Origin of the sequence: Citrobacter sp. wls711 (genome assembly GCF_005281055.1) — a bacterium.
Lineage (GTDB): Bacteria > Pseudomonadota > Gammaproteobacteria > Enterobacterales > Enterobacteriaceae > Citrobacter > Citrobacter gillenii.
Map to the genome: position 1 here is coordinate 19,259 of NZ_SZXC01000002.1, position 15,817 is coordinate 35,075.

Genomic DNA, 15,817 nt, shown 5'->3' on the forward strand with positions numbered 1-15,817 from the left:
GTCTCAGCTCGTCTACTCACGTTCACAGAAATCTACGGTGAGTTGGGGGTATCAATGGGGGTATTCGCTGTTCGGTCTAGAGGAGATACCCCCAGATGAAGCTCAATGCCAGACAGGTAGAGACTGCCAAGCCCAAAGAGAAACCCTACAAGATGGCTGATGGTGGTGGCCTCTACTTATTGGTTAAAACCAACGGGTCACGCTACTGGCGTTTAAAGTATCGTATCGATGGAAAGGAAAAGTTATTGGCACTGGGGGTATATCCCGATGTGTCCTTGGCTGATGCCAGAGCAAAACGTGATGAAGCTAGAAAGGGTATCGCTGAGGGTATCGATCCTTTAGAGGTGAAAAAAGAACAAAAAGTTGAGCGTGAAGCGCAGGTCAAAAACACCTTTCAAGAAATTGCGCTCGAATGGCACAACATGAAAGTGAAGAAATGGTCTGCGGGGTATGCCTCTGACATTCTTGAAGCCTTCAACAAAGACGTCTTCCCGTTCATTGGTCAACGTCCTGTTGCAGACATCAAGCCGTTGGAACTACTGAACGTGCTGAAAAAGATGGAAGACCGAGGAGCAACCGAAAAAGCCAAGAAAGTGCGTCAACGCTGCGGCGAAGTGTTTCGCTATGCCATCGTAACAGGCAGAGCCGAGTATAATCCCGCGCCTGATCTCACCAGTGCCATGCAGGGGCATGAATCTACACATTACCCGTTCCTGACCACTGAAGAGCTTCCTGCTTTCTTTAAAGCCCTTGCTGGCTACTCTGGTAGTGAACTGATGGTGCTGGCAGCAAGATTGCTGATCATTACTGGCCTGAGAACAGGTGAATTGCGCGGTGCGTTATGGTCAGAAATCGATACCAAGAAAGCGCTATGGGAAATTTCTGCTGAACGCATGAAAATGCGCCGCCCTCATATCATCCCGCTATCTACCCAAGCGTTAGCCATTATCGAACAGATCAGAGCAATGACGGGGCAATTTCCTTTACTGTTTCCGGGACGCAATGACCCAAGTAAGACCATGAGCGAAGCCAGTATCAATCAGGTATTTAAGCGAATTGGCTATACAGGCCGGGTTACAGGTCACGGCTTCCGTCATACCATGAGCACCGTTCTTCATGAACAGGGCTATAACACCGCATGGATTGAAACCCAACTGGCGCATGTGGATAAGAATGCTATCCGTGGCACCTACAACCATGCGCAATACCTCGATGGCAGACGTGAGATGCTGCAATGGTATGCTGACTACATGGCAAGCCTTGAGAAAGGCGGCAATGTGGTGCAGGGAGCGTTTAATCGGCGTGGGTAAGGATAACTGCTGATGAAAGAAGGGCTATGTCTTAACGGGCATAGCCCTTTTTCTTGGCTAAAGCAGATAAGAATTAAGTCAGAATTTAAACTGATATTTATTAACTAATTGATTAATATGCAAATTATGAAATACTTTAAAACAGCAAAATAAATAGCACTTTTTGCTAAATCACTCTACACCCCGCCCAGTGACAGCTCTCCCACCATTTTATACTGATTTGTCTAAAAAACGCTCAATTCAGGTTCAATTCTGATTTTCCGAGGGTTGAACGTCATAAGCGATCTGCAGATACTACATTCATCAAAACAACAACGGAGAAATATATGACAACAAGAAGACTTATTCGCCTGCCGGAAGTGATGAATAAAACAGGATATAGTAAAGCATGGATTTATCGACTTATTAGCAGGGGCGTGTTCCCAGAACCGATAAAGATCGGAATAAGAGCCAGAGCTTTTGTTGAAAGTGAAATCGATGAATGGATTGAAAATATTATTCAGTTTTCACGTAAACATGCTGATTAATGGAAAATACACTATTAATACGATGAGGAGGTTCTATGTAAAACGTTAAACGCTGTGTTTTTTACAATACTATAAAATAAAAACTAAAATATTTTATGCATTAATAATGCAGGGTATTTTACACTTTAAACAAAGAAAAGGGAAAATATATGAATAAGAAAAATAATGGTTTTGATAGGATCGCTACTGAGATGTTTCTACTATCAGCGATGAAAGAGTATTACCGTATTTATTGGGATATAGTCAAAAAAGGACCCAAAGAGGCATTTAATTTACTTACTGATAATCATCATATGGAAACAGTCTATGACCAAGTAATAGAACGAGCTAAAAAGGGTGTAGCAAAAAATAAGCGCTATCTTATCGATTTCGAAGGGGTGAGAATGGAGGTAATGACATTGCATACCAAAGCCTTAGTGTTAGCCTATATGTAAATCTATTTGGCCCCTTCTTGGGGCTGAAAATAAACTAAATATTAAATAATCATATAAAAGTGAGAGTTAATCATGTCTAAAGATAATAAAGTTAAAAACAAATCTACAAAACTGTTCCTTGATCTTGCTAAAAGATCGTTTGAGGCAAGTTGGATCAGTTTACAAAATGATCACGATGGGGATATAAGAGAGTATATTAGTGATCATGATTTTATGAGTGCAACTATCATGTGCGTGATAATGCATATTAAAAATAACTTTGAGAGTTTAACACAGAAAGAAGGAAATAATGGAAATATTGACGAAGTTGATCTTAAGGTTATTGCTAATCTGTTGGTAAGGCATTCGTATTTATTTGTTCATAAATCTTTGTAGTTTCCTTTGAAGATATATTTGCCCCGTAAGGGGCAGATAAAAACACTTATGACAATAGGAGAAAACTGATGATTGATGAGTTCCACGTTATGTTTATGTATAAAAAAATCCAAGCTGAAGCCGCCACTACAGATATGAAAACACTGAATCAACTATTGAAGAAGTTTCGAAAAGTGGTAGAGGAGCGGCGTGATGAGTATTATCAGGAGATTGGTGAGAAAAAGGCGCGTAAGCTAAAGATGGAAAGACTCCTCAAGCTGATGGCGCGAGATGGTATTTCACCACAAGAACTATGTGACTGGCAGTAGCCAGTCTACAATAAATAACTCATTAAGTTCTATCGAAAATTAGTAAAATCGATGTTTGCGAAAGTTTGATGGGTATTAGTCTCTACGTTTTACATGTTGTTATTAGCGGCTATCGCCACGATCATTAATGAAAAAATCCATCATTAACAGGGACAAGCCCTGTCCAGCGAAGTGATTGTTGGCGACAATCACCAAGTGCTGCTTTGATAAATGGCTTTTGATCAAATAGGAAAAATATTTGAATGTCAGCATTAGGGCGTAGCCGTGCGTCAGCACATGAGCGTTAGCTCATAGATGGTGGGGATTTTCAAAAAAAAGATTTTAGTTAAATAGAAAGGAATAATTAGCAATAAATTATTAGAAACCCCGTATGGCGATCATAAATATCGCCCGGTTTCTTTTAATCCTCTTAAGTATTATCTCTTACTTCTTGCAAAATTTAGTTAAGACAAAAACGGCCTGTAGCCCTTGGGGAATAAGGCTTGTGTTAGAAAACCACGACTGACTCTACGGTCAGTATTACTGACGCTATGGTCAGCATTGTTGACTGCACGGTAAGCTTTCCTGACTCTGTAGTCAGTTCTTATATCATTTTTAAGCTAAAAATGACAGTGATTTAAATCATCGTCACTGGAAAACTTGCGATTTATAAAATATTTTCGCAAAAAAACATGCAAAAAACTTGATATCTATTTCATGCATGGTATTTACTTTATTATAAATAAAATAATAAAAGGTGATAATATGAATAAAGAAATGGAAGTTGACTTGGATTTGGGCTTAAACCCATTTTGCTTTGAGACAGAACTAAAGATTGAGACAAGAAGGAAAAATCTAACTGTTTCAAGGGGAACTGAACTTATCGAAAGAAAAGATGCCAGTCGAAGCTACTTTGCTAATATTGTGCATACACAAGAGGTTGATAAAGAAGAGTTCATAAAACTCTATACATCACAAATAAAAGCCTACTTTGATCTCACGAAAACAGCATACAAAGTATTTTTTATCTTTTTACGTATTTATCAGGATGCGATAGGTAAAGATCATTTTTACCTGAGCTGTAAAAAGGCAATGTCTCTTGCGGAAAAGATAGATCATTTTGTCTTATCTGAATCTATCTTTTACCGGGGGATAAAGGAACTCATCGAGAAACGTATTATTGCTAAAACTAATGAAAAAAACTGGTATTTCATAAACCCTGCAATTGTTTTCAACGGTGATAGGGCTCGCTTTGTTTCAGAGATTAGGAAAAAGAAAGAGGAAATTGATAGTGTACAGGTTGAAAGCGTTATTGATAGCGGAGGAGACTATACTGAAAATGAAGATAAGCGCAGGTCTATTGAGTCAGTCATTGAAACTGTAAACAACAAAGAAGATCTTGATGTGTTAATCGCCAGATTACAAGCTAAAAAGTCGCAGGGATTCGCAAAGCGCGGAAGTATAAAAGTTAGCACCTCAGTTGAAAACATAAGTCTTGTGCCACCAGATGAACCATTAGATTGGGATGATATTTAGGAAGACGATTGATTTACAAGAAGGGCGAACAACTAATAAATCAATACGACACATGAAAAAATAATATAGTAATGATAACAGTTGGTTTTTTTCAAATAGTGCCGTCAATCGGATGACGGCCTATTAATTATTTATCTGCTATGCAAAATTAATCCATCAACCCACGTGATACCTTACTCGCCGTCTGGCTGAAATTATATCGGTCAACAACATTCCCCTTGAACCAGATCTCAAGGGAATTCATATGCGCTGTGTTGCTGTTCTTCAGCAGGGCCAGACCGGGGATGTAGTTCGAGATCTGGCTCTCGCCTGACATGCTGGAGTAGGACCACATTTCCTGTCCATCATTGGTGGCTCGTGTTTGTGGTTCCCCGAATGCGTTAATAACATCTTGCTGGGTAGTTTTCCCTTTAACTATTTTGGTTTTTACGGTTTGTTGCGATTCGTCTTTAAGGGATTTGTTGCCATAGGTGGTGCAAGCGGTAAGAGGCAGGATCACCAACGCAGCGATAAACAGTTTTCTCATGTTAACTCCATATAAACAGTAAACGTAAAAATAGGCGTAAAGAGGCCGGGACCAGCGTTGTGTTGCTGCTGTCCATTGAAATAGATCATGTTAATTAGTGGTGAAGAAAGCCGCTTATCATAAGCCTGTGAGTCTTTTTATCTAATCAGCTAGCGGCATCCCTTATGGTTGTTTTCCCTGATGTTGCATTAATAAAGGCCAAGAAAGGGCCATAGGGCAGTGCTGGCTGTTGGTCATAGGGTTGACGTTCTATCCCTACAAACCAGCGAATAATCGGTCCAGTGAGCCTTCTGCTCACTTTATCCAGTTACGATTCATCTAGCAAGAAAATGATCGGTATTGCAGATCGATAAATTATTATTGATAGTTTATATCGATTGATAATGCTATATCGATCGATGTTTTAATTGATTTAATCGATCGATAAATATCTAATGATAGCTAATGACTATCATTGTTTTGATTTTGATCGTTACAAACGATATGACGGCTCTCAAAAATAATTTAATCCTATCAACTGGTTAATCAGGTGGTTTTGTTGCGTTATGCCAGTAAGAACAAGCCTTAACGACTACAGGTGCGCAGCAGGCAACCTCTACATAACAGCATTTTTGATTATCAGGATGGAGAGGAAGATGAAGAAGATTTTACTCGTTGCTGGTGCCGCTCTTGTTCTGGCGGGATGTGGTGAGAAAGGCGACTTTGAGAAGGCTATAAACGCGAAAATTTCAAAGTCGAAGGTGTGCTACTCACTGCAGGACAACAACATTGTATTTAATAAAGGTTTTCCTATCCGGGTTAACAGTGGCTATCGTTCTGCTGGATACAGTGCCAGTGATGAAATCTTAAAAGGTCTGGCTGATCAGGAACTGCTTGATATTTCTCAACAAGCTAATGGTTTCAGTAGTGTCGTTGTTCTGGAAGTAACAGATAAAGGCCAACAAGTTGAGTTTTGGGACAAAAAAGACGGTGCCTGTGTTGGTCATCGTGTTGTTGCTGAGATCACCAGCTGGACTGAACCGAGTGGTGGCGCTGGCGCTAAAATCACGCAAGTGACCTATACGTGGAAGCTCAATGGCGTTCCGGGCTGGGTGGATAAGAAAGCCTTTTCTGGCGTCAAGGGGATGGCTGAACCAGAAGAAGCCAAAATTGTTCTGGTGAAAACCAATAACGGCTGGGTCGCTCGGTAATTACAGGAAAAGACGCTATGAACACTATCTATTGGGTGATTTTCATGGGGCTGCTGATGAACATACCATCATTGGCACCGGTGCTGTTTATCGGTAATAGACAAAAACAGGTGAAGGTATCGATGGCTGTCAGGCTTTACCTGCTTAACACTTTCTTGGTGCTGTCGCTGGTGACGCTTTCGCAAAACATTACGCAAAAATACGGGCTGTTTCCTGTATGGCTGGTGTTAGTTGCTATCGCGCTGTTTGTGGTCATGCTGGTGCCAACCGTGAGGTTCATACGTAAGCATTTAACCGTCGGGAAAAGTCGGGCTGTTATCCTGTCATCATTCTTGATTGTCTACGCCATCAGATTTCACGGCGTGTTTTCAGTTGGGAATGGTAGTGAATATACGCTTAACGGATTCAATGTGGTGTGGACATTTTTCTTCTTGTTTGCCTGCCTGCTGGCTTATCTCGGTTGTGCTGGAAGTAAAACATACTCCGGTTCTCCGGCGTCGTCATCTACACCACAATCCGATTATTTTAAACCTACTAAAGAATATGAAACACAATCTCAAATTGATTACGATATTGCTGTGAAGGGGCGGAGTGTGCTGTCTGATCCTAATCTGAGTATTGTTGAACAACAGCGCTATAGAGATAGTATTGAAAAAAGATATACCGATAATTGATCATTCAATTCTGGCGTTTTTTCGGTTTTTATGTATTCATTGCGGTGTGCTTTCATTGTCCCGTTAAAAACACACCGCAAGTGATTCAATCGTTCATAAATCCTCGCTTATGTGGTTAGAAAAAAATATTTTACTTATGAACTCATCATTTATTAAATATTCTCTTTTTCTTAACCTTTTGATAAAATGATTTAATTGATTTTTATCTTTCAAAATAATGTATCGTATGTCATCGATTCCAAATTCGAGATGAATATGTTCTACTTTATCATTATATTCTTGCTTAGATATTGAATCTCTTATGTTTTTCAGAAGAGCTATTGGGATAATTCCTTTTTCATTTATTGAAGGGACGTAGCGCCATTCCATTTCATCTGCGAAACAATACTCAACGGTCTTTTTGTTATTTCTTCTTAATGGACCGGTATGGTTTTTCATATAACGTAATATATTTACAAGCGAGATGTAGTTCTTCATTTTAGTGAAGGTTTCAACAGTTTGTTCATTTTTATCAATTCCTTTTATTATGATTCTTAATTGTTCATCCAATAATTCGAAAGTATCTGAGTTTTTACTCATATATAGGACTGGATTTAGATTGTTTTTCGCTGCCCACTCCTGCGTTAGACCGATACCATAGCAACCATATTTTTTAGTATGTTCTGATAGCAGAGAGAGTCTTATATTGCAGAATGACACCATTGGTATTCCAAAGTATCGAATTAATCCCTTTCTGCCGTATATGCGTTCTCTCGCATAAGATGGTTTGAAGAAGCCATCAATAAGTATTGACTCTAGTGCATGTATTTTTTTTGTAAAGTGGAGGAATGTTTTTGGATATAGACTTTTTCCCATTGTAATGCTTTCCTTATTGTTAATTATTGTCGATGTATAAACATTGTGATATGGATTGTTAATTCGTATATTTTATAAAAATATACGTGTGTTTATGATAAAAAGTCAATGTAATCCAATGTCATGTTCGAAAAATAATTTGAATCAGCCTCTATCAAATCGAGATGGTTTTAGCTTTGGTAAGGCATTTTTATTGTCCGTACGAAGAGTTGGTGTGTGGTTAAAATCTGCATCAGGTACTTCGTTTTTGGTTGCGCGACTTGGAAAACGCCTGATCTCATCTGGTGTTGGACTATAAGTGTCACTGTTGAATCTGGTACGCCTTTCGTGCTCATCTCGTGAAACATAGATGCCTTGAACCTCATCAAAGACATAGTTTTCGGCAATACGTTTATCGTGGTCAGCATCAACGGAAACAAGAGCGGGTTTCTTCTTGGCCCAGACGAATTTCTCCCTTATATATTCAACCACCAGTAGGGTGAAACGCTTAAACAAACCACTCTGACGAAGTTTAACCTGCTTTCTGTTACTTTTTTTAACAGGAGCGCGTTTGATCGCTCTGGCAGTTGAAGAGGGGGGTTTCAATTTAGTGCGTGTATGAGGCGCAGGGGCAACCAGAACAGGATGTTGTTCTTCGGATGATGCCGACTGCGAACCTGTTTCAGAGCACTCCGTTCGAGGTTGTATTTCAGGCAACACGATTTCAACAGGCTCAGGCATTTCTGATACGGTGAAGCTTCTAAGGTCAACAACGATCTGCAGATCTAAATCTTTGAAGGTGTTGTATGTGGCCTGAGCTTCTTGTTTCATCTCATCACGAACAGCCTGTTCAGCAGCACGTTTATCTTGAACGCTTTTGCTGTTCCACTTGGCACGATGAACACGTTGCATTGGCGGACGGCTGGTTAACGTTGCTTTGGCAAGCCATAACGCTTTTTCTTCAGCATCCAATGTAATAGCGGCGTTTTCGAGTGCTTCGGCGTGTTGAGCATCAATAGAGCGATGATCAATACGTTCATTACTGCCAGCAGCAGTAAGATAGCGATTGGCAATCACTGACCATGATTCACGCCAAAGGATTACGTTTTTCTTGTCGTTCCAGCTTCTTTCTTTTTTGCCAAAGCCATCAGCGGTGATTGGCTTTAATGTCAACAGCACATGCGCATGGGGATTTTCACCATTGAGATCATGAAAAACAATATCAGCAATCATTCCCTTATCAACGAAATTTTTCTGGCAGTATTCAGCTACTAATTTTATCTTGTCTTCATTGCTCAGTTCACAGGGAATAGCTATATCAAAATAACGGGCTGCTTGACCGTCTTTCTGACGCTCAACTCTTTCAACTTCATTCCACAGGGTGGTTGAGCTTTTGATAATATAAGAAGGAGCAGAATCAGGGGATAATATCTGATGATGGAATAAATCTGTCCTGTGGCTGAAATCATATGTATTTCCAGTTCGATCATCTTTTATTCTGCAACGCGCATGGTAGGCAGCCTTCCTACAGGAAGACATGCCTTCAGAACGTTTCACAATTTTAAACTCCAGATGAAAAATCGCCATTTAACAAATACCCTCAAATATCGCTATGCTGCTGTTAGTTTTTCGCAAGAAAAACTCTATGTATTGACCTTGGTTTTTCTTTTAGCCTGCGGCAGGCAACCGTCGGTAGACCCCACACGCTCACGAAGTGAGTGTATAAGTGGGCATTGTTTTTTCTAACAATGTAAAACCCTCTACTTAATTAATACGAAATATATCAATGCCTGTAAAATAAAATGCCGAATTAAGCGGCGCAATCTTGATGAAAGGGCGATGTATTCCGAGAGATTACCCGGATGGGTTTTAAATGGCGTCCGAAGGTTAAGGGACGTATTAATTTAGTGGTTTTCCCTATTGCACAATTTACAGGTTAGATAAGTGATCAAAGTAAAAAAATAAAAGTGTAATGGAAAAAATCAATAAATAAAAATAAGTAACGCGGAGAGATCGGGGTTTTAAGTATAGGGTGAATTTGTATACTCTGTTTGTAAACTTCGTTTTCAACCTAATTTTATTTATTTTTTGATGAAGGAATATGAAGGATTCAGTGAGTGTTTTTAAATTCCTGAAATGGTGATAAGGAAAAATATAATGGATGCTAAATTGTCTGCGATTTATGCTCTTATACAAAAACAGAGGTTCAGCTTATTGTTGAGGGAAAAACGAAGGATTTAATACATTTTTTAGAATATCGTTTTTCATAGTGCTTTTTGATTGGTTGTGTTATAGAATTAGTGGATATTTAGCTAACCTCTACCCAAATAATGTCTAGGATATTCTATGACAGCTATCGCACTTTTAAATAGTGAAAACGATCCACATGTAGTAGCTGATACATTACTAAGTGCCGCTGGGTCAGATCCAAACGAAGATAAAAGTATTTGGCTTCCGGCCTTGGGCAGTATCCATAGTGAATGGGAAAATAATGACGGGAAATGGCATATTCCCAGATTAGGCAGAAAAACCTTCGCCGTTCCTGTTTCTTCAGGTTTTTTGGCGTTTGCTGGGCAATGTTCAAGTGCTTTCAATTTTTGGGATGAGCTATCTACTCATTTCTACAGCCGACAAGCATATGATCCAAACTATAGTATCACCAAGGATATCGTTGAAAGCATCCTGAGTAGTAATAAAAATGCTTACCGTTTTTCTTTGCTCGGTATGGTGAGAAATAATCATGGAAAATTCCTTCCATTAATTCACAGGCCAGATGCAGTTATTGAAACAAAGAGTTATGGTGTATGTTATATAGCTGGTTCAGGATCGGATTTACTCAAAAAGATCATTCTTGAGCGGGATAAGACTATTGATAATCATAATAGATCAACCAAAATTTCGCATACGGAAGATCTTGCTGAATACATTTCTGCGGAGATGTTATACCGTGAGTCTGATTTAAAAAATGGATTGAAAAAAGGAACTCCCCTAGATTGTTATTGTGGCGGTTTTTATGAATGGTATGGAATCAAGGATAAAGGAATCAATGCCTTACAGCCTAGAATTGATATGTCTGTCAGTTTAACTGATGATGGCATAGTTATAACTAGGTTATATTTTTCAGAGCAATATATGTTCCCTCCATCGAGTAATTCCTCTGTTTATTCATTTAAATATCCTATCTCTGTTGTTAACCTTATTTCTGATTTTGAATATATAGACTATACTACACTTATGAATGAAAAGATTTCATTGTCTTTTAGTGAAGTGTATGGGACTTATATTGATTCTACATTTTCTGGTTATGAAGGAAATCCAGAATTTATCCCACGTCTATCAGGTCAAATTCGAGGGGAGTTAGCTGAGGGAATGTTTAGTTCTCTTGTTAACGTCAAGAGGGTTAGGTTGTTTGTCAATTGCGGGGAGAATACGTTTTGCAAAGGGTTTGTTAATCCTGCAATCGCTGATTGTTATGTTAGCATTCAATACACTGATGGTAAATTCACAGTCAACATTGATGATGAAATAAAAAACTATATATTGGGTAAAGTGTTTTCTTTATAAGCAGTTAAGTGTAAGTGTAATTGTATATGAGTGGGTAATAACAAAAATTTGTAAGTATGGGTGATTTAAATTAAATGTGAAAAAGAATAATAACATGAAAATTAGTGATTTTGATGAGATGGTATTAATTATAAAGACCATCAATCTCGTGATTTAGGAAATCAATTTAGGTCTTATAAGTTTGTGTTTTATTAAATTAAAATATCTTATTGTATTGATAATTATTCAAAATGTGGTAAAGGATAACCTATAACAAACATAAGGAGGTTTAATGTATAAATATAATGATGAAGCCATCGATTGGGAAGCCAAGCGACTTCTTGATGATGGTATCTATACCGATACAGAACAAGCCTATTTAGAAGCGGAAAAAATTGTAATTAATATTAGGGAACGAGCAAAGCAGGGCCAGATAAAGAAACAATTTAAATTGAAGATTAAATCAATCAAAAAACAAATTGCTAATGGTTATGATTATGCTGATATCCCTTATGCCAATAAGAAAAAACATTGGGGAGATAAATGATGACAACAAAAACGATCAAACAGCAAATTGCTTCAGCACAGGAACGCCTATACTTCTTGGAAGCTAAAAAGAAACAACAAACGAAAAAAGATAATACCCGTCAGAAAATTATTTTCGGTGCAGAGGTTGCCAAAGTCTTAGGATGTGATATTGGTTATGTAGATAAGGAACTGGTCTTTGGGATTATGCTTGATATCCCGAATCTTCATCAAAGTGATGTTGATGTCTACAGAGCACAAGGCCAAGCCTATATCGAAAGTGTTTTAAATAAATCCAAGTCCTAATCATGTTTTTCACGTCCGAACGGTGAACTGACCTAAAACTTGCTTTCAGGTCAGTGAGCTGTTGAGCAAGCCCAGACGGCGCAGTAGCCAATTTGTTATTTATCCCTTGGTTAAGCTTGATGTATGGGGAGGTCAAAAGCTTCGTGGTGATCTTGTTTAAAATAGTGAGGGTGTAATTTTATCCTGCTAGAATGGGATATGGAAAAATACCTTTGATACATCAGAGGCTTATTACTCTCCCGATGGAGGTAATACAGCATGGTTAGGGCAAAATCTTGGTCAGCATAATTTTGTGCATTGTGTTTTTTTAGGTTGATAACCGATAGTCTGTTGTGAACCTATCGGTTATCAGTAAACTTACTATACAGTTTGTAGTAAGAGAAAAGCATCATCAAGTAATTTTTTCTCTACGTCATTTAAATCTCTTTTAAATAGAAATGATCTTACTAACTTAGCATTTCCAATACAAATTTGCTTAGCCATGCCATGAAAATATTTTTTATTTATTTCATCAACATTAAAAAGAACATCACCTTCTAATGGATTTTTTTCTTTTTTAAATTCAGCAATGGTTAATAATATTTGTTCTTGGTTAATTGCTTCGTTAGAGATGAATTTAAATATTAAATCTCTACTTTCACTGTCAATATCTTCTTTTAAAATAGCATCCAGCAAAAAAGGGAATTTATGATTGTTAGCCCTTTTGTGAATCAGTTCATAAAAGGAAAAGTGATATGCCATAACTATTTTATGTAATTCTACTCCTTGATATGGGAATGATATGATAGAATACAGATCTTTATATTTTTCATTCTCAGGGATTTTTACATCTAAGTAATTGGCTTTCTTTTCGAATATTTTAAGAAACTCTTTTTCAACATTGTAACGCGAGGTGTTTATTTCTTGATCACTGCCTAACTCATCAATGCTACCCTGTAGTATTGATATTTTATTACTGTAATCTGTTATGTTTTTTTCTATTTCTTCTATCAGAATGATATTAGCGTGATGATTCATCCAAGTGTCAAAGTTAACTTCTTCATTTCTGATTTGTTTTAATGTTTCATATTCATGGTTGATTATCTTATTGTTTCTGGTTATTGTTTTCTCAACTGAATTCAAACTCGAGGTGGTTTTTTTTATTTCGACAGAAACCCGGTCTTTTTCTTTTAACGCATCATTAACATCTTGTGTATAGATATATAAATCTCTAATGTCTCCGGGTAATGTCTGCTCGCACACCGGGCACCTATCTACTCTTGGTTTTTGAAGCTTCAGGTTCCTTATTGTCTGCAAAAGAACTTTTTGACGCCCACGGAGCATACTTAATTTGTTGCATAACTTACCATGTTCAGCTTCATCTGCCGCCAATGTTGTTGCCAAAATATCGTAAGTTTTCAAGTAATCGAGAGTTTCGCCTTTAAATCTTTTTTCCATTTTTTCAGATAACTTGATTGATTTATCATTTGACTTATATTTCTTTAATTGATTAAGTTCATATTCAAGTTGATTTTTCTCTTTTTGCAATGTGTACTTCTGTAATCTGTCTACGCCATTTTTTATCCCTACATAATAATCTAGGTAATCAAATTTAAAATCTTTATAGAATCGGTAATCGCCAACTGATTCTCTCAGATAAACCCACCCTACTGATTGAGATATGTAGTATGGTAAAAATGCTGCTTCGATTGGTGCATTGGTGAAGTCGTTTTGCTTTTGTAGCATCAATTTAAAATTGAATAAGTTATTAAACACTTCCTTGTACCGTGCATATTCAAAAGAAGTATTCCCATTTATGCCATCAAAACGTAGAGGTGGATTATCAGCTATACGTATGATTAGTGTGTCATCAGAACGAGCAAACACAACTTTTGATATTATACCATTATCTTCAAGCTCACATTCTAGGCGAAATATAACATTTTGACTTAGTATTTCGTTAAGGTTTTCTTTTGAATCATTTACGCCCATTGTATAGAGAATTGATTGTATTAATGTGCTTTTTCCTGAAGTGTTTCTCCCATGTATAATATTTACTCTTTCGCCGAAGCAGGAACTAAAGAACCCGCCATTATCAATGGAATATGCTAGTATATTTTTAAGAGTTAATTTACGCATAGGTACCTCTTGTTTCTACATAAGCAGCTATAACAGCAAATGCTACCATGTGATTTTCTAATCTTGGATTATGTTCTCGAATAAAGGTTTGATATAACTCAGTAATACATTCTGATTCACTACTGTGCTTTTCATCTATATGTGTGCTTTCAGATACGAAATTATATATTTTCTTATATTCTATTTGTTGTATGTCTTTAAAAAAATCAAAGCAGTTATTCAATAGTTCTTTTGCTTGCCTTCTGATAGGAAGTTTTATCTGTAAATTAATTGATAATTTTTCAGAATGAGTTCGCCAGAAGTCAAATGTTTTTTTACTTTCAGTGAACATGGTGAATGTGTTTTTTATTTTTTGTTTCGTAAGTCGTTTGGATTTATCTATAAGTAATGCCTGTCCGGCGTTGTTATATACCAATTCTACATCTTGTAGTAATGCTAGCAATGTGGTAATTACTGCTTCATGATCGCTAACATTTTGTCCTAGATTTTCTACTGATAACCCAGTCAGAGTTGTTTTCCATCCCTTGTAGGCTTGAGGTAGATCAATGAATCTAAATTTCAAATTGGCTAATTGATTAAAATCAGCCATTTCCCCGTCCTTCAATTTAGATTGAATGTTTTCTTTTATATCATTATTCAGGTCTATATAATTACGGGAGGAGTTAGTTATTTGAATCTTTTCTGATTCTTGTTTTTTATTGTCTTCTTTTTTACCTTTAAGTAAGATGTTTCTGTTGGTCAGAAAAGAAAGGGTATGTGCATAAGTTTCAATTTTTGGGTGTGTATCATTGAGAAGTCCCCTCCCAACTAGCGATATTTTCCCAATGATGTCGCATAAATCTTGATCTGTTTTCCAGTCATCTCTAGATTTTTTTGCTTGGTAAGTGTCGATCTGCTTGATACTGCCATTTTCATCAATGAAAGCAAAAAGAAAATCTTCATGATGCTCAATACATATGAAGTAATCTATTGTTGGGGAATTGAGTTCTTCGTAGCCTTCAAAAAGAAGATATACTATACAGCATCGTTGGAATGTATATCCTGAACCACCTTCAACACCTGAGTTGATGCTTTCTGACATTTCAGTATTCCCTATTTGTCATTTTCCTCGCGTGAATTTTAATGGATACGCAGGGTTTAGATGACAGGTCTAAGTCTGAAGTAAGCTTGGTTATCTTAAGAGTATTGCATCATAACAAAAAAATCATCTAACGCATTGCAATTTATGGAGATTTGATAATTTTTATGATGGATAGCGGTGTGATTTTTGCGAATGTACAATTTAATGTCTATTATAGAGTATATTATATTTTATAATGAGCGTATTTAGGTGATCTATGGAACGCATCCTCGCAGAAAAATCTATCAACATCACAGAGTTAAGAAAGAACCCGGCGAAATATTTCATTGATGAACCGGTTGCTGTTCTCTCCAACAACCGTCCCGTTGGCTACATGGTCAGTGCCAAGGTGTTTGAAGAGCTGATCGATCTGTTGGAAGAAAAGCAGGGCAGAGTTCATACTGCTGCGCGATTCAGGCCAACGGCTGAACGTTTAAGTGATATTGCTGATAGTGGGCAGGAACTGCTGCAAAATGCTTCTGACAAGGATCTGACCAAGTTCACGGAATGAG

The 15,817-nt window shown here is 37.4% G+C and carries 17 protein-coding genes; 12 read left to right on the top strand and 5 right to left on the bottom strand.

Going from position 1 to position 15,817, the window contains the following annotated elements; all coding sequences use genetic code 11:
* Positions 1-95: 95 nt before the first annotated feature.
* From FDW98_RS00130 to FDW98_RS00155, 6 genes are all read left to right on the top strand, one after another.
* Positions 96-1,310, top strand: coding sequence for an integrase arm-type DNA-binding domain-containing protein (locus FDW98_RS00130; RefSeq protein ID WP_137398707.1), 1,215 nt, complete (start codon positions 96-98; stop codon positions 1,308-1,310).
* 326 nt (positions 1,311-1,636) lie between these two features.
* Positions 1,637-1,837: an AlpA family transcriptional regulator gene (locus tag FDW98_RS00135; protein WP_049594956.1), complete on the top strand. Its 201-nt coding sequence runs from the start codon at positions 1,637-1,639 to the stop codon at positions 1,835-1,837.
* Positions 1,838-1,986: 149 nt separating this feature from the next.
* Complete coding sequence (locus tag FDW98_RS00140) at positions 1,987-2,271, top strand: hypothetical protein (RefSeq protein ID WP_019105355.1); 285 nt, start codon at positions 1,987-1,989, stop codon at positions 2,269-2,271.
* 72 nt (positions 2,272-2,343) lie between these two features.
* Positions 2,344-2,646: a hypothetical protein gene (locus FDW98_RS00145; protein WP_137398708.1), complete on the top strand. Its 303-nt coding sequence runs from the start codon at positions 2,344-2,346 to the stop codon at positions 2,644-2,646.
* Positions 2,647-2,714: 68 nt separating this feature from the next.
* Complete coding sequence (locus tag FDW98_RS00150; protein WP_137398709.1) at positions 2,715-2,954, top strand: DNA-binding protein; 240 nt, start codon at positions 2,715-2,717, stop codon at positions 2,952-2,954.
* A 744-nt stretch (positions 2,955-3,698) separates the two neighbouring features.
* Entirely contained in the window at positions 3,699-4,469 is a 771-nt protein-coding gene (locus tag FDW98_RS00155; RefSeq protein WP_137398710.1) for a hypothetical protein, read from the top strand.
* Between the two features lie 148 nt (positions 4,470-4,617).
* On the opposite strand, the gene FDW98_RS00160 is transcribed toward FDW98_RS00155, so the two are convergent.
* On the bottom strand, positions 4,618-4,995 hold the full coding sequence (locus FDW98_RS00160; protein ID WP_137398711.1) for a hypothetical protein: 378 nt from the start codon (positions 4,993-4,995) through the stop codon (positions 4,618-4,620).
* Between the two features lie 635 nt (positions 4,996-5,630).
* Between FDW98_RS00160 and FDW98_RS00170 the strand changes: the two genes are divergently transcribed.
* Both FDW98_RS00170 and FDW98_RS00175 read left to right on the top strand, forming a co-directional pair.
* Entirely contained in the window at positions 5,631-6,185 is a 555-nt protein-coding gene (locus tag FDW98_RS00170; RefSeq protein ID WP_137398712.1) for a membrane lipoprotein lipid attachment site-containing protein, read from the top strand.
* A gap of 17 nt (positions 6,186-6,202) precedes the next feature.
* The gene (locus FDW98_RS00175; protein ID WP_137398713.1) at positions 6,203-6,859 is read left to right on the top strand and encodes a hypothetical protein; all 657 of its coding nucleotides are present in this window, start codon (positions 6,203-6,205) and stop codon (positions 6,857-6,859) included.
* 93 nt (positions 6,860-6,952) lie between these two features.
* Here the strand turns inward: FDW98_RS00175 and FDW98_RS00180 are convergent, their stop codons facing one another.
* On the bottom strand, positions 6,953-7,714 hold the full coding sequence (locus tag FDW98_RS00180; RefSeq protein WP_137398714.1) for an abortive infection system antitoxin AbiGi family protein: 762 nt from the start codon (positions 7,712-7,714) through the stop codon (positions 6,953-6,955).
* A 144-nt stretch (positions 7,715-7,858) separates the two neighbouring features.
* Positions 7,859-9,280, bottom strand: a complete 1,422-nt coding sequence (mobQ, locus tag FDW98_RS00185; RefSeq protein ID WP_137398715.1) for a MobQ family relaxase — start codon at positions 9,278-9,280, stop codon at positions 7,859-7,861.
* Between the two features lie 759 nt (positions 9,281-10,039).
* On the opposite strand from mobQ, the gene FDW98_RS00190 reads away from it, so the two are divergent.
* From FDW98_RS00190 to FDW98_RS00200, 3 genes are all read left to right on the top strand, one after another.
* Positions 10,040-11,257: a hypothetical protein gene (locus FDW98_RS00190; protein WP_137398716.1), complete on the top strand. Its 1,218-nt coding sequence runs from the start codon at positions 10,040-10,042 to the stop codon at positions 11,255-11,257.
* A gap of 271 nt (positions 11,258-11,528) precedes the next feature.
* Positions 11,529-11,783, top strand: a complete 255-nt coding sequence (locus tag FDW98_RS00195) for a hypothetical protein (RefSeq protein ID WP_137398717.1) — start codon at positions 11,529-11,531, stop codon at positions 11,781-11,783.
* Positions 11,783-12,067 (top strand): conjugal transfer protein TraD, encoded by a 285-nt coding sequence (locus tag FDW98_RS00200; protein ID WP_137398721.1) that lies wholly within the window; start codon positions 11,783-11,785, stop codon positions 12,065-12,067. The genes FDW98_RS00195 and FDW98_RS00200 overlap by 1 nt, the downstream gene beginning before the upstream one ends.
* Positions 12,068-12,427: 360 nt before the next feature.
* Here FDW98_RS00200 and FDW98_RS00205 read toward each other — a convergent pair whose 3' ends face one another.
* Both FDW98_RS00205 and FDW98_RS00210 read right to left on the bottom strand, forming a co-directional pair.
* Positions 12,428-14,185, bottom strand: a complete 1,758-nt coding sequence (locus FDW98_RS00205; protein WP_137398718.1) for a hypothetical protein — start codon at positions 14,183-14,185, stop codon at positions 12,428-12,430.
* Positions 14,178-15,266, bottom strand: a complete 1,089-nt coding sequence (locus tag FDW98_RS00210; RefSeq protein WP_137398719.1) for a hypothetical protein — start codon at positions 15,264-15,266, stop codon at positions 14,178-14,180. Before FDW98_RS00210 ends, FDW98_RS00205 begins: the two co-directional genes overlap by 8 nt.
* Positions 15,267-15,522: 256 nt before the next feature.
* Between FDW98_RS00210 and yafN the strand changes: the two genes are divergently transcribed.
* Positions 15,523-15,816: a type I toxin-antitoxin system antitoxin YafN gene (yafN, locus tag FDW98_RS00215; protein ID WP_137398720.1), complete on the top strand. Its 294-nt coding sequence runs from the start codon at positions 15,523-15,525 to the stop codon at positions 15,814-15,816.
* Position 15,817: the final 1 nt, after the last annotated feature.

Excerpts from the sequence above, each read along its gene's own strand:
- FDW98_RS00205 (WP_137398718.1), bottom strand. The coding sequence starts at position 14,185 with ATGCGTAAATTAACTCTTAAAAATATACTAGCATATTCCATTGATAAT.
- FDW98_RS00150 (WP_137398709.1), top strand. The coding sequence starts at position 2,715 with ATGATTGATGAGTTCCACGTTATGTTTATGTATAAAAAAATCCAAGCT.
- FDW98_RS00190 (WP_137398716.1), top strand. The coding sequence starts at position 10,040 with ATGACAGCTATCGCACTTTTAAATAGTGAAAACGATCCACATGTAGTA.
- FDW98_RS00200 (WP_137398721.1), top strand. The coding sequence starts at position 11,783 with ATGACAACAAAAACGATCAAACAGCAAATTGCTTCAGCACAGGAACGC.
- mobQ (WP_137398715.1), bottom strand. The coding sequence starts at position 9,280 with ATGGCGATTTTTCATCTGGAGTTTAAAATTGTGAAACGTTCTGAAGGC.
- FDW98_RS00140 (WP_019105355.1), top strand. The coding sequence starts at position 1,987 with ATGAATAAGAAAAATAATGGTTTTGATAGGATCGCTACTGAGATGTTT.
- FDW98_RS00195 (WP_137398717.1), top strand. The coding sequence starts at position 11,529 with ATGTATAAATATAATGATGAAGCCATCGATTGGGAAGCCAAGCGACTT.
- FDW98_RS00130 (WP_137398707.1), top strand. The coding sequence starts at position 96 with ATGAAGCTCAATGCCAGACAGGTAGAGACTGCCAAGCCCAAAGAGAAA.
- yafN (WP_137398720.1), top strand. The coding sequence starts at position 15,523 with ATGGAACGCATCCTCGCAGAAAAATCTATCAACATCACAGAGTTAAGA.
- FDW98_RS00175 (WP_137398713.1), top strand. The coding sequence starts at position 6,203 with ATGAACACTATCTATTGGGTGATTTTCATGGGGCTGCTGATGAACATA.
- FDW98_RS00170 (WP_137398712.1), top strand. The coding sequence starts at position 5,631 with ATGAAGAAGATTTTACTCGTTGCTGGTGCCGCTCTTGTTCTGGCGGGA.
- FDW98_RS00180 (WP_137398714.1), bottom strand. The coding sequence starts at position 7,714 with ATGGGAAAAAGTCTATATCCAAAAACATTCCTCCACTTTACAAAAAAA.
- FDW98_RS00160 (WP_137398711.1), bottom strand. The coding sequence starts at position 4,995 with ATGAGAAAACTGTTTATCGCTGCGTTGGTGATCCTGCCTCTTACCGCT.
- FDW98_RS00135 (WP_049594956.1), top strand. The coding sequence starts at position 1,637 with ATGACAACAAGAAGACTTATTCGCCTGCCGGAAGTGATGAATAAAACA.
- FDW98_RS00145 (WP_137398708.1), top strand. The coding sequence starts at position 2,344 with ATGTCTAAAGATAATAAAGTTAAAAACAAATCTACAAAACTGTTCCTT.
- FDW98_RS00210 (WP_137398719.1), bottom strand. The coding sequence starts at position 15,266 with ATGTCAGAAAGCATCAACTCAGGTGTTGAAGGTGGTTCAGGATATACA.
- FDW98_RS00155 (WP_137398710.1), top strand. The coding sequence starts at position 3,699 with ATGAATAAAGAAATGGAAGTTGACTTGGATTTGGGCTTAAACCCATTT.